Here is a 14,140-nt window from a genome sequence, read left to right as displayed (position 1 = left end):
GATTGAACTCATGCCGACGGTTCAAGCGGCAGGCATACCCGAAACAGGGCGCCCTCGCCTATTCGGCTTTCGACCTCGATGGTGCCGCCGTGGGCTGCAACGATCTGCTCGGAAATAAACAGCCCGAGGCCCAGGCCCGCTGCCACCTGGCTGGCGGAGACGCGCTCGAACTGCTGGAAAATGCGTTTCTGGTTTTCTTCACTGATACCGATCCCGCGGTCACGCACTTCGACCCTCGCCTCGCCGTGCTCGGCGTACACGCGCACGTCCACCGGGCTCTTGGCCCCGTAGCGCAGGGCGTTGGTCAGCAGGTTGGTGACCACCTGCTCGATGCGGAACTCGTCCCAATTGCCCTCCACCGGGCCGTCGACGGCCAGGTGCATGGACGACTCGGCGGCCGCTACCTGCGGCGCGAAATTCTCGACCAGGTGGCCGACCAGCTGCGCCAGGTCGAAACGTGCAGGGCGGATCGACAGCTTGCCGGTACGGATGCGTGACACATCCAGCATGTCTTCAATCAACCGGATCAGGCTCTGGATCTGGCGTTCATCGCGGTCGACCATGGCGCGCATCTTGTCCAGGGTGAACGCATCGGCGTTGTCCCGAGCCAGGTGCATCTTGCGCAGCTGGGTTTCCAGGATCAGCCCATTGAGGGGCGTACGCACCTCATGGGCGACGATCGACATGAAGTCGTCACGCATGCGCACGGCCTGTTCCAGCTCGGCCTGAGTGGCCTGCAGGCGCGTCAGCAGCAACTCCTGCTCACGGCGGCTGCGCTCCAGGGCTTCGACTTGCTGCTTCATGGCCTTGCTCTGGCGGTACAGGTCGACGAACACGTTGACCTTGCTCTTGACCGCGTGGATATCCAGCGGTTTGTGCAAAAAGTCGACGGCGCCGCTTTCGTAGCCCTTGAACGCATAATTGAGTTCACGCCCGGCGGCGCTGACGAACACAATCGGGATGTTCTTGGTTTTTTCGGTGCCGCGCATCAGTTCGGCCAGCTCGAAACCGTTCATGCCGGGCATTTGCACGTCGAGGATCGCCATGGCGAATTCGTGCTCCAGCAACAGGGACAAGGCCTCGTCGGCGCTCAGAGCCTTGAATACCTGGCGGTCCTCGCGCTTGATCAGCGCTTCAAGGGCCAGCAGGTTTTCCGGCAGGTCGTCGACGATCAGTAATTTGGCCTGGACAGTACTTAACATGGGCAAGATTCCAGGGAAGCCAGCAATGAGGCAATGCGGCTCAAGGTCAGAATATGGTCAGGGGTGTGCAACGCCAGGGCCGCCAGCGGCATCACGGCAATCCGCGCTTCGGTGGGGTCCTGCACGACAGTGGTACCGCCCGACTGCTTGACATGGGCCATGCCGCGCGCGCCGTCCTGGTTGGCGCCGGTCAGCAGAACCGCCAGCAAACCCGGGCCATAGGCATCGGCGGCCGAGGCGAACAGATAATCGATGGCCGGCCGGGAGTGGTGCACACGTTCTTCCTGGCTCAGGGACAGGCTGCGGTCCTGCTCCACCGACAGATGATAGCCGGGCCCGGCGAAATACAAGGTGCCGGCCTCGATCACTTCTTTGTCCTGCGCTTCCTTCACCGGGATCCGCAGGCGCCGGGCAAACACTTGCGCCAACTGGCTGCGGCGTTCGTCGGGCAGGTGCAGCACGGCGATGATCGGCAGGCCGAAGCCGTCGGGCAGTTCGCCAAAAATACTCAACAACGCCTCCACTCCGCCGGCGGAGGCGCCGACGACGATGGCTTCAATCCCGCGAATCGGGCTGACGGTGATGTCGTTCATGATTTTCGGTAGATCCGTTCCTGCTTGACCAAGGGTTCGAATTGTTTGCCGTAGGCAGAAAAATCCAGGGTTTCCTTACTGCCCAACACCAGGAAGCCGCGATGGCACAGCGACTCATGAAACAACCCAAACGCCCTATCCTGCAATTTTTTATTGAAATAAATCAGCACGTTACGACACGAAATCAATTGAGTTTCTGAAAATACGCTGTCGGTCGCCAGGCTATGGTCGGCAAAGGTGACGTTCTCCCGCAGTGTCTTGTCGAAAATCGCGTAATCGTAGGCCGCGGTGTAGTAGTCGGCAAATGAACGTTGCCCGCCGGCCTGCTGGTAGTTGGCGGTGTAGGCCCGTACGTTCGCCAGAGAGAAAATCCCCTGCTTGGCTTTGTCCAGGGACGCCGGGTTGATGTCCGTGGCGTAGATGATCGTGCGCTCCAGCAACCCCTCTTCCCGCAGCATGATCGCCATGGAGTACACCTCCTCTCCCGTGCTGCAGCCGGCGATCCAGATCTTGATCGACGGGTATGTCTTGAGCAGCGGCACCACCTCCTGGCGGATCGCCAGAAAGTGTGATGGGTCGCGAAACATCTCGCTCACCGGGATCGTCAGAAATTGCAGCAGTTGCATGAACGCCGCCGGATCGTGCAGCACGCGCTCCTGCAACGCCGAAATGGTCGCGCAATCAAACTGGCGCAAGGCATGGGCCACGCGGCGTTTGACCGACGCACCGGAATAGTCGCGAAAGTCATAGCTGTACTTGAGGTAAATCGCCTCGATCAGCAGGCGCAGCTCAATATCGCTGCTTTTTTCCAAAAAACTTCGCTCCACTTAAATGCGTTCCATCTTCGGTAGCCATACGCGGATCAACGAGAACAGACGGTCCAGATCGATCGGCTTGGCCAGGTAATCATTGGAACCCGCCGCGAGGCAGCGCTCCTGGTCATCCTTCATGGCCTTGGCCGTCACCGCGATGATCGGCAGTTTTTTCCAGCGCGGGTCCTGGCGGATCAAGGCCGTGGCCTCGTAACCGTCCATCTCCGGCATCATCACGTCCATCAGCACCAGGTCGATATCGTCGATCTCATTGAGCCTCTCGATGGCTTCACGGCCGTTGCGCCCGATCGCCACCACGGCGCCCTTGTGCTCCAGGGCACTGGTCAGCGCGAAGATGTTACGCACATCGTCGTCCACCAGCAGGATCTTGCGCCCCTCGAAGACCTTGTCGCGACTGCGGGCGGTCTTGAGCATCTTCTGGCGCTCATGGGACAGCGTGGATTCGACTTTGTGCAGAAAGAGTGTGACTTCGTCCAGCAGGCGTTCCGGCGAGCGGGCGCCCTTGATGATGATCGAGCGCGAATACTTGCGCAGCTCGGTCTCTTCATCGCGGGTCAGGTTGCGGCCGGTGTAGACGATCACCGGCGGGAACGAACAGATGTCTTCGGTGGCCATGCGCTTGAGCAGCTCGTTGCCGAGCATGTCCGGCAGCTTGAGGTCGATGATCATGCAGTCATAGACGTTGTTGCGCAGCAGGTCGAGGGCTTCCTGGGCAAAGCCCACGGCGGTGATCTCGATGTCATCGTCGCCGATCAGGCGGGCAATGCTGTCGCGTTGCAAGTCATCGTCCTCCACCAGCAGCACGCGCTTGACCTTCTGGGTCAGCTTGGCCTCCAGGCGCGCAAATACGTCCTTGAGCTCTTCGCGGGTGGTGGGTTTGACCGCATAGCCGATGGCGCCCATGTGCATCGCGGCTTCGACGCGGTCTTCCACGGAAATCACATGCACGGGAATGTGGCGGGTATTGGCGTGTTCCTTGAGGCGTTGCAGCACGGTCAACCCGGAATGGTCCGGCAGGCGCATGTCGAGGAGGATGGCGTCGGGGATATATTCTTCGGCCAGGCTGTAGCCCTCGTCCGCACCGTGGGCAACCAGGCATTGGTAGCCCAGCTCGTGGGCCAGGTCGAACAGGATGCGCGCGAAGTTGGGCTCGTCTTCCACCACCAGGATGCAACGGGTGGTGAACGGGGCCTTGTCACGGTCGTCGGCAAAGCGCGGGATCTGGCTGACCTCGACGACCGGCAACGGTGAAACCTTGACCGGCGCAGGCGCGGGGGCCGTCACCACCTGGCGCGGCGGCTCGATCGGCGCGGCGTCGTCTTCGCGCTCCACATACTGTTCCGGCAGCACCAGGGTAAAGGTACTGCCCTTGCCCGGCGCGCTGGTCACGCTGATGTACCCGCCGAGCAAGGCGGCCAGGTCACGGGAAATCGACAGGCCCAGCCCGGTGCCGCCATACCGCCGGTTGGTGGTACCGTCAGCCTGGCGGAAGGCTTCAAAGATGCTTTGCTGCTGGTCCGGCGCAATACCGATGCCCGAATCGCGCACGCTGAAGGCGATGCCCTCCCCCGGCGCGCGGGACACCGACAGGCTGACCTCGCCCTGCTCGGTAAACTTGATTGCGTTGGACAGCAGGTTCTTGAGGATCTGCTCCAGGCGCTGGCGGTCGGTAAACAGCATCGCGGGTGCGTCGGGCTGAACCTGCACCTGAAAGCCCAGCTTGCGGTCGGCCGCCAGGGGCTCGAACATCCCGCGCAAACCATCGACCAGACGGGCCACGCTGGAGTTGTCCGGGCGCACTTCCAGTTTGCCGGCCTCGACCTTGGAGATATCCAGGATGTCGTTGATCAGGTTGAGCAGGTCATTGCCGGCCGAATAGATCGACTCGGCGAACTTGACCTGTTCGGCGCTGAGGTTTTCCTGGGGGTTTTCGGCCAGCAACTTGGCCAGGATCAGCGAGCTGTTAAGCGGCGTGCGCAGCTCGTGGGACATGTTGGCGAGGAATTCGGACTTGTACTTGCTGGAGCGCTGCAACTCTTCGGCGCGGTCTTCCAGCTCCTGCTGGGCCTGGTTGAGTTCGCCGTTCTTGCGGTCCATGGCGTCGCGCTGCTCGGCCAGGGTCTGGGTCTGCTCGGCCAATTGCTCATTGGTCTGCTCAAGCTCGGCCTGTTGGGTTTCCAGGTGGGCCTGGGACTCCTTGAGGATGCGTGACTGCTCTTCGAGTTCTTCGTTGGCGGTCTTGAGCTCTTCCTGCTGCACTTGCAGCTCTTCGTTGAGCTGCTGGGTCTCGGCCAGCACTTCCTGCAGGCGCTGGCGATAACGCGCGGCCTCGATGGAGGTGCCGATATTGCCAGCGATCAATTCCAGCAGTTCGACGTCACGTTCCTGCAGCGTTCGCAGGAAACCGAGCTCGATCACCCCGTTGACGCGATCGTCATCACTGGTCGGCACCACCAGCACGCTGCGGGGTGTGCCCTCGCCCAGGCCCGAGCTGACCTTGAAATAATCCACCGGCACATCGTCCAGGCGAATCAGACGATCAAGCTGCGCGGCTTGGCCGACGATGCCTTCGTCGCTGTAGATCGCCTGTTCCAGCTGTTCCTGATCGCGGGAGAAGCCGTAGGTGGCTACGCGCTTGAGGCCGCCGTGCTCTTCACGTACGTACAGCGCCGCCACCGCCGAGCCCATGTACTGGGCAAAGAACTGCAGGATGTTGCGCCCGAGCATGTTCAGGGTGAGCTGGCCCAGCACCTGTTCGGCCAGTTCGGTCTGGCCGTTGCGCAGCCAGGCTTGCTGCTCCAGGCGCCGCGCTATCTTCTGTTGTGACGCGAGGTTTGCGCTATAACTCTTTGAAAGCGCTACAAGATTTTTTCTTCCGATGTAGGCCAGGAAGCCGCTCAAGCCGAGCACGAACACCAGATACAGGGTGACGCTGATGACCGTCGTGCGGGTGACATCCTGGTTGCGCGCAATTCGAAACTGCTGCTCCATGGCGACCGCATCTTCATATTCCTTGCGAATTTCATCGGTCAGCCGCTTGCCCCGCCCGGCCTTGACCGCGCCCCGGTAATCGCCGCTCTGGCGCTGCAGATCAATCATCGACTGGGCGTAGTTGTTCCACTCCAGTTGCAGGGCCTCCAGGCGCTTGAGGCGATCGACCTGCTGCGGGTTATCCGCCACCAGGTCCTGCAAATTGCGCAGGTCGGCAATGATGCGCGGCTTGGCCACTTCATACGGGTCCAGGAAATGCTCATCGCCGGTAATCAGGAAGCCGCGCATGCCGGTTTCCTGGTCCACCGTCAGCTTTGACGTCTCATTGAGGTTATTGATGACCCGGTCGGTGTGCTCGACCCACTGGATACCCGCCAACAGATAGGTGATCAGGCAGACGAAAAACACGGCGCTGAGCACCCCCACACCCAGGGGCAATGCCACGTTTCGGCTCAGGAGGGTACGAAAGCTCTTTTCATCGACTGTCGACGCGGGAGTCATGGGCATGCCTTGGCCAAGTGTGGAAAAACCGGGAGTTTGCCCCAAACGTGCGCCTGAACGCTATTTTTTGACGTCGACCGATACAAGAGCGGCCGCCATTGGACCCGCATGTACCCGTTAATTGTTTATTTGCAGGGTATATCGACTTGGCTTCTTACATTGTCTGCAAGGCCGATCGGAACCTGGGCACGAGCGTTTTCCACCCAAAGGTGCGTCTGCAAACAGGGAGTTTCCAATCAGGAGGACGCGTACTTCCTTTCCGAAAAGGTACTTACTCATGCTCAATGTCATGTCACGCGCGGTAACCCTGCCTCCTCCCGCCCCAACCTACCTCACCCCGACTGCCACGGAGTCACGCTCGAACGAAACGCCGCCTACTCATGCCTCACAAACGCCGTCGTCAAGCAATCCGACCCGGCTCGCGCGCAAACTTGCCGCCAATGAAAACCTCAAGCAGTGTGCGCTGAAGCTCAAGGAAGTGGCCGCAAGGCTCGGCGAGAAGGCCTCACCGAGCGCAGTGTGGAACGCGTTGCGCACCACGCTCATGGACGTCCATCCCGACTCTTCCTACGCCACGAAAGCCGGCAGCAGTGTCAGCCTGGCGAAATTTCTCAGATCTCACACGCTGCCCTTGTCACACAGCCATGATCATCTCGTCAGAACCGCGGACTGGATAACCGACAAGGCCATGCAGCATCCGTTGGAAAACTTTGGCGGCGCCCTGTCCTGGCCAGCGCCCATGGGTGCTGACGAACTGCTGCGCTTGCAACGGACCACCGCGGACACCAGGCACCCGCTGGGCGACCGTCCAGATGTTACAGGGACGCAGGGCGGCATCCTCGAATTCCTGCGCTATCAATCTCCCCTGCCACCGCAAACGCTGGGCGATCCGCTCAAGATGCTGGAAGCACTGCTCGACTCCCCGCCAGCGCGACAGATCGGTAAAGCGCTGCAGCAGACAATGCAAGGCGTTGCCAGTGATAGCAGCGCGAGCGATTACTTGCTCGCCGGGGTCTTGCTGCAACTGGACCCGGCGTCCCGGACCGACCCGCAACGCAATACCGTCGCCGGCTTCAAGCTGTCCAGCGACAAGCACTGGGGCAAACCGGCGTCCACCGTGGTGGATGCTTTGGCCGAACATTTGACGACCACGGGCAAAACCAGCCCGGACCTGGCCAAAGTCGGGGCTTACCTGCTATTGGCAAGCCGCGCCCCGGTCTTCCTGATCAAGGACATTCCCGCCAGTGTCACCTACGGTAGCCCGGCGTGGGTCAACCTGGCGATTGCCGCTGCCACCCTGGAAGCGCAAACGCCCGGAAAAGTCGCCAACCTGACATTTGCCCAGGTCATGCTCAAGGCCGAGAGTGCCGCCAAGGCTGACCCAGAGGTCACCCAGATCGCCCAGCGCGAGGCGTTGATCGATTGGGGCGTGGCCAATGGCGTGCTGCAAACAAAAGCCGACGCGCTGTATGGCACCGATGAGCTGAGCGCGCTGGCAACGACCTACGATGCGCGTCAGACATTGATGAACAACGCCGCCGAGGCATTCGCGAAAGACATACCCTCGCGCAAAGAGATGGCGATGGCTGAGCTGCGTAAACGCTTTCCCGATCAGGAAGCTCTGTTTGACCAGAAAATGTTTCACGTTTCACGCAAAGCGTTCTACCTGGGACAAGACACCTACGAAACCGTGGAGATAGGCCCTCACTCGCTGCTCGATATCGCCATGATGGACCTGAAGGGTCCGAATCTGGTTTTTACGTCTGAATCCAAGGACAGTGAAATTTTCCTGAACGCACTTAACGCCAATCACGCATTTGGCGTGGCGGATGAATTCGAACAGCAGTTCAAGGACGTCGTCGAAGAAAAAAAGCGCGCGGTCAACACCTGCATAAAGCATCTGATCGCCCAACTGCCGCTGGAAGACCGCAAGCATTTTGAATATGGCAACGTCACGCTGTATCAGAAGCACTCGTACAAAATGGGAACGGGCTTCTTCGATAGAACCCCTCTTCCCAAAGACGAAGCCTTGCTGATAAAGATCGAGCGCGACGGGGTGACGATCGCCTACCAAATCAGCTTTAACGAAGGCAGGATCTACACGATCCCGACCTATCAGGCAGCGCCGGGTTCCACGACCCATGGGAACCTGGTACGCCAAACCAAAACATTCACGCCCACCGGCGGCGATATCGGTAGCGAACGAGCGCCCACGAACGACTCGCCTCCAGACAGTTTTACCCGCGAGCGCACTCAACGGATCGCCGACGCCTTTATCGAACATATCGGTCTGGACGATCCGGCCATCAAGCGCAGAGCCAGGGGGCTCACCACGGCGGATAAAAATCGTCAGAAAGCCGATGTGGTTGACGAATTCATTTTGAACCTGATCCCCTTGCGTTCGGCCATCAACAACTTTCGCGCTGGCAATATTGGCGAAGGCCTGGTTGACCTGGGCCTGGATGTTTTCGGGCTCCTGACAGCCGGCGCGGCCACCGCGGGCAAAGTGATGAAAATTGCCGGCAGCGCAGCCTCCTCGGCAAGCAAAGCCGCCAGGATAGGCAAGGCTATCGGCGTGGCGAGCATTGGCTTGCTCAACCCGGTGGCGGGCACCGGTGATCTGGCGGCAGGGGGCGTGAAGCTGATGGGTAAGGGCCTTGCCAAGGCCCGCGAATGGACCAACACCCTCAGGGGCGCAAGCGGCAGTTATGATTTACTCAAGACGGCCAGCCGGCAGTACGACGCCGCGGCGATCGGTACCTTAAAAATTGCCGAGCAGACTGTTCAGACACCCGCGGTATTCAAGGACGGGCATTGGTACCACTACAACGTCGCCAAAGCCGAGGCGTACGGCCAGCCCCTGAAAGACTTCAAGCCCATCGTCGCAGCACACGAAGGCGAGATAAAAGCGATTATTGATAGCTGGCTTGGAAAGTTTCTGGGCTCGATAGTGGCGCCGCCGTCCACCAACCCTAACTATCGCCAGGACTACATCAGCGCGATCGCCAAGGCCAAAGTCGATGACCCGGCCGCGTACCAGCGTGGTTATTTATCTGGAACGCCAAGCAACATTTATGGTTATTCCTCAGCGCTGAAAGTCGAGGATCTAAAACGTTTGGCCGTCAACGAACGACGCGCGCCGGCGGAACTGGGTAGTTTGGTCAAACGCATCGAAGACCTTGAACGTCTTCCCGAACACTTCAAAATCGCTCGTCAAAATGCCCAGGTAGCCCACCCGGCTGCTTATAAAAAAGGCTATGACACGGGAACACCGGAACACATCAGCGGTTTCTCGGACTCGTTAACCCTCAATGAACTTGCAGAACTTGCCGTCGCGCCTGGACGCACGCCTGAAGAGTTAGGCCGTTTGACCCGGTATATGGAACGAAGGAGGACGTCCATCAGCCTGGAGAATTACAAGGAATTCAATAAGGAAATCACTGCCGCAGGTGGCACTCCCGTTGCGGTCCCGCAGAGCTTTTACCTCAGTCAGGCATCATTGCTGTCGGAGGGCGAGTGCGCCGCGCTGTCCAACGTCATGGCCGCCGCCATCAAAGAAGGAAAACAAGACACCTTTATCAAGAACCTATACACCGCAATGGTACCTACGCTCAGCCCCGCCGAGATTGCGGCGTTGAGGAAAGTCGATCCGGCCAAGGCCGCGATCGAACAGCGCAAGGCAACTTCCGTGAGCCACTTTCAGGAGCAATTGGAGGCGCTTCAGGAGGTACTGGGCAAAAACACTGGATTTCATCACAACATGCAGTTCAAGCAGGCGCCCTACACCGACATCATTGAGACGTTGGCCAATGCCCGCAGCTCCAAAACGCTGTTGATCAATGGCCCTTCCCATGGCATTACCGCCGGGGTGATGGTGAACAACGGCAAGAAGGAATGGTTTTATTTCGACCCTAACTTCGGAAAAGCGACCTTTACCACGCAGGCGCAGATGCGAGACGCACTGGAAAGCACCTTGAAGCGTGGCCGCACCAAAAGTCTGTTGGAGCACTTTGGTAGCCCAGACATGCCCGAGTACCGTTTTTCAGTGTTCGACCGTATCAATCTCAACGCCATGACCAGCCCATTGCCACGCCATATGCGCAATGTGGACGATTTGTTCGATCTCCCTTTGTAAGCTCGTGCAGGCGTGACAGTCGGTTTATCGACGGCTGTCGCGCTCCTGTGTATCCGAATCCTCGGAGCGCTCGCGGCCAGCAACAGTGATGGGTGCAACAGCCTTGTCAACGTCAACGCACGCGAACAAGGCTGAGTAGACCGACGTCAACCCACCACGCGTCAGAGCACGGTGGTAAACAACTGATTCACCGCTGGCGTGTCGATGTTACCGGTTGCCATGTCACTGGGATCAAAGGTACTGACCGTGAACTCGCGCGCGCCCCGTTTTTGCCCGTATGCATTGAGGGTCGAAGCGATGCCCCCGCTATTCAGGACTTTTTCCATGCCTTCCTGCATGGAGCGTAAGGTCGTGAACTCCACCATTCCTGAATTGGGCTCATAGAAGAACCATGACGTCTTGCCATCCTTGACCTTTATTCCAGCGAGCATCGCATGGTCTTTGGAACCGATTCGGAGCGTGGTTGACATGGGGAAATTGGTCAGCTCATCAATGATGTCCTGATAGCCCAGTTTCCGTTCCATCCCCATATGAAAGTTACTACGCGTACCGACGACGCTCTGCAACGCCCGTAAATCCTGGATGAACTTGGCACTCGCCGGATCGTTTTGATTGGTCGCGGCTCTGTATAAATTCTGCATCAGCGTGCTGTCCTTGTCGTGATGAATGGCCAGGGCCATGGCATCCGCCAATGCTGCGCACTCGCCCTTCGACGATATGTCCGCATGCGCCAAGAAGTATTCCTGTGACACGGGTGTAACCTTCACGCCGGGCGCACTGACATCATTCTTTAGGACTGCAGAAAAATAGGTCGCATCGCTGAGCATGCTTTTTTTCAACTCCCTTGTCAGTACCCCTACCTCATACGGTGGGCGACCAGGCAGTGAAGCCAAGCCCCTCAGTTCTGTAGTGTTCATGCCCTCGCGATAATCTGGAATATCGCGCAGCCGACCGTTTTTATAGCCGTCGTTATAACGAACGCGATTGCCGGAAAAACGGGCTCTTGCGATGTTGTTATATAAATCTTCGTAGTAAGGCGTGTGTTGGCCGCTCGCATTCAGCGTCCGTGGCCTATTGCTGCCCAGCGGTTTAAAATCCGCGATCGGCGAACCAAAGGGTTGTTTTTTAATTGGGTCATAGTGATACCAACGATCGTTCTTGAGTATGGCGACCGTATCGATGCTGCGGTTCGCGTGGGTGAACGAACCCATTAATGCAAGCCCCTGCTCTTTGCTCACCGCCTTGAGCAGGTCATAGCTGCCGGTTGCTCCGCGAATTAAGTTAACGGTTTCGGTCCCTCTAGACCACAGGGTGCGACCACCGCTGCGGAGCAAGTTGACGCCTCCCGCCGCCAAATCGCCTAGGCCACTGGTAGGGTTGAACGCGCCGATAGTCGCGGAACCGATGATTTTGGCGGCCTGTAACGCTTTGGCCCCTGTCGACAGGGCTGATGCACCGACCTTGACCAGCTTTCCGGTGGTTGCGGCGCCAGCGGTGACAAATCCGAATATATCCAATGCAAGATCGGCCAGACCGTCCCCTATATTGCCCTTGATAAAATGGTTGATGGCTGAGCGAAAAGGTATCAGGTCGAGTACGAACTCTTTGACCGACTCGGCAGTTTTACGGTGTCCGTCAATCGGCGTGAGACCGCGCGCTTGCTGCCTGATAGCCTCATTATCGAGATTGATGTGCTGGAGGAAGGCGTCAGCGATGTACTGTGTGCGTTCAGAGGTGAAGCTATAGAGCGATGAATCACCCGGTGCTCTGCGTTCGCTGCTCAAATGGCTTGCACCGCTGGCGGGGGTTAACTCCACAATGTTTGGCGGGCCGTCGTGGGTGATCACTTCCGTGCCAATCTGCGCATCGATCTGCCCCCGGGGGCGAGGCACCGTGCTGTCCGGATTGAGCGTTCGGATCGTCCCCGTGTTGAAGTCGATCTCATAGGAAGTCGGCACGCCTTCACGTTCGACCCTTACCAACAGCTCTTCGCGTTTAGGATTGCCTTGATAAAAGGTGACCTTGCCATATTCAAAATTGTGTCGATCCTGGATCGGCAGTTGGCTAATCATATGTTTTATAGCGACGCCGACCGCGTTCTTCTTTTGTGTGATCATGCCCTTGAATTGTGATTCGAACGCCTCGGCCACTCCCCATTTGTAATCGGCGTTCAATTGCGCCAAGGGGATACGGCTATCGGTGGAGGTGAATTGCACGTCATCTGCGGACAAGTCCTGCATCGCAATATCCAACAGCGAAAAGGGGCCTATTTCCGCTGGACGCAACCCTAGAACTTTACCCTCCTCAGTGCGTCTGACGCGATGCATGTTGATCAGCTTTTCCTCAAACAGTGCCTGCAAGTGAGGAAAGCGTTTTGTAAGTTCGGCCAACGCCATTTCCTTGCGAGAGGGAAGCGCTTCGTCCAGAGCCTGGGTTGCCGTTTCCATCAACGACTTGCGGGCATTGAAGCTTGACCTCAAGGTGTTCAACGTATCGATGCTAAACAAATCGTCGGATTTGTTTTCCGATAGCCCATTGACCACACTCCAATCGATCAAGGCGTTGCGTTCAGCCGCTTGAGTGACAGCCGGATCCGCCTGGCCGGCGCGCTCGGCCGCCAGCATCACCTGGGCAAACGTCATGTTCGGGACTTTCCCTGGTGTCTGCGCCTCTATCGTCGCTGCGGCAATCGTCAGGTTGACCCAAGCCACGCTGCCATAGGTCACGCTGCTGGGGATGTCCTTGATCAGAAAAACTGGCGCGCGGGACGCCAACAACAAATACGCAGCGGCTCCCGCCAATTCGGAACTGGTTTTTTTTTGCGTCACCAGGTGCCTGCTCAGCGCTTCAACCACCTCGCTGGCCGGTCTGCCCGCGTACTGTTCATCGGCCAGTTTGAAACCGGCAACGGTGTTGCGGTCCGGGCTGGTAATGGACTCCGGATCCAACTGCACGCTCATTGCAGCAAGCAGGTAGTCAAGGGTGCTGCTGTCAGTGGCAATCCCTTGCATGTTCCTCTGGAGCTGTTTGCCCAGCAATTGTGCCTGCGGGGTGTTGACTAACGCATTCAATGTGCTGGAAGGGTCTTTTAGCGCTTCGGGCGAGAGAGGCGTTCGACGCCTCAAAAACTCCAGCAATAACCCGTTGGTTTGCATGACCAACGGCGCATTCACATCCGCCTCGCCAGCACTCATTGTGAACAGACGTAAACGGCGCTGTTCATCTTGGCTCAAGGGGACTGGCCAACTGAGCGCCCCGCCCAGATTGCCCAGCGGATGCTGCAATGATCGGTCGTTCACATCGTTCGAAAGACGGCTCAGGGAGAAATGGTTAGTGGGTAACAACAGGTTGAGATGCTTGATGACTGCATCCAGCGTCGCGCTCGCGCCCGCCGTGCCGTAATAAGCAGAATCCGGGTGTATGGTCATGTGCGTCGTTTTTAGCGCTGTTTGTATGGCGGCTGAGGAGGCATCAGGCCCTAACCGCTTGGCGAGTTCGCTAAGTTCGCGTGCAAGTGTTTGCAAGTTATGACGTTGGCCAAGTTTCTGCTCAAACGTAAGCGGGATGCCGACTGTTTCAAGAGGAGCGCGCGTCTCAGGGGGCTGGGTAACACTTTCGGGAATTGTCACACCTGAGCTGCGGGTCGCTACAGGGTCAGCCTCTGTGGGGATATGGGCGTAGGGGATGTTGGTGGTTCGCTGGACGATGGGTGTGGCGTTCATGAGGGTGACCTTCGTGGGTAAGGAAAGTGCCCTGAAAGGGATCTTCCTTGTTCCGGAGGCACCGTCCTGAGTAACACCTCGCTGTAGGCGGGTTCCGATATTTGCCGCCGACATGTGTCATAAAACATGTAGTTAAATCGGGCTGTCCCGGCGGCAATGCTGG

At 58.4% G+C, this 14,140-nt stretch carries 6 protein-coding genes; 1 reads left to right on the top strand and 5 read right to left on the bottom strand.

Features of this window, described 5'->3' with window-relative positions:
- Nucleotides 1-8 precede the first annotated feature (8 nt).
- From PSH66_RS15190 to PSH66_RS15175, 4 genes are read right to left on the bottom strand one after another with little or no spacing between them, the layout of a single operon-like run.
- Entirely contained in the window at nt 9-1,202 is a 1,194-nt protein-coding gene (locus PSH66_RS15190; RefSeq protein ID WP_305427099.1) for a hybrid sensor histidine kinase/response regulator, read from the bottom strand.
- Nucleotides 1,196-1,795, bottom strand: coding sequence for a chemotaxis protein CheB (locus tag PSH66_RS15185; protein WP_141063794.1), 600 nt, complete (start codon nt 1,793-1,795; stop codon nt 1,196-1,198). Before PSH66_RS15185 ends, PSH66_RS15190 begins: the two co-directional genes overlap by 7 nt.
- On the bottom strand, nt 1,792-2,622 hold the full coding sequence (locus PSH66_RS15180; RefSeq protein WP_003173862.1) for a protein-glutamate O-methyltransferase CheR: 831 nt from the start codon (nt 2,620-2,622) through the stop codon (nt 1,792-1,794). Before PSH66_RS15180 ends, PSH66_RS15185 begins: the two co-directional genes overlap by 4 nt.
- On the bottom strand, nt 2,623-6,120 hold the full coding sequence (locus PSH66_RS15175) for a response regulator (protein WP_305427098.1): 3,498 nt from the start codon (nt 6,118-6,120) through the stop codon (nt 2,623-2,625).
- Nucleotides 6,121-6,397: 277 nt separating this feature from the next.
- On the opposite strand from PSH66_RS15175, the gene PSH66_RS15170 reads away from it, so the two are divergent.
- Nucleotides 6,398-10,255, top strand: coding sequence for a hypothetical protein (locus PSH66_RS15170; RefSeq protein ID WP_305427097.1), 3,858 nt, complete (start codon nt 6,398-6,400; stop codon nt 10,253-10,255).
- Nucleotides 10,256-10,416: 161 nt separating this feature from the next.
- On the opposite strand, the gene PSH66_RS15165 is transcribed toward PSH66_RS15170, so the two are convergent.
- The gene (locus PSH66_RS15165; RefSeq protein WP_305427096.1) at nt 10,417-13,977 is read right to left on the bottom strand and encodes a hypothetical protein; all 3,561 of its coding nucleotides are present in this window, start codon (nt 13,975-13,977) and stop codon (nt 10,417-10,419) included.
- Between the last annotated feature and the right edge of the window lie 163 nt (nt 13,978-14,140).

It is taken from the genome of Pseudomonas sp. FP597, from assembly GCF_030687435.1.
Lineage (GTDB): Bacteria > Pseudomonadota > Gammaproteobacteria > Pseudomonadales > Pseudomonadaceae > Aquipseudomonas > Aquipseudomonas lactucae.
This window is presented reverse-complemented; position numbering and strand designations above follow the sequence as displayed.

Coding starts and splice junctions, on each gene's coding strand:
- PSH66_RS15190 (WP_305427099.1), bottom strand. CDS start 1,202: ATGTTAAGTACTGTCCAGGCCAAATTACTGATCGTCGACGACCTGCCG.
- PSH66_RS15185 (WP_141063794.1), bottom strand. CDS start 1,795: ATGAACGACATCACCGTCAGCCCGATTCGCGGGATTGAAGCCATCGTC.
- PSH66_RS15175 (WP_305427098.1), bottom strand. CDS start 6,120: ATGACTCCCGCGTCGACAGTCGATGAAAAGAGCTTTCGTACCCTCCTG.
- PSH66_RS15170 (WP_305427097.1), top strand. CDS start 6,398: ATGCTCAATGTCATGTCACGCGCGGTAACCCTGCCTCCTCCCGCCCCA.
- PSH66_RS15165 (WP_305427096.1), bottom strand. CDS start 13,977: ATGAACGCCACACCCATCGTCCAGCGAACCACCAACATCCCCTACGCC.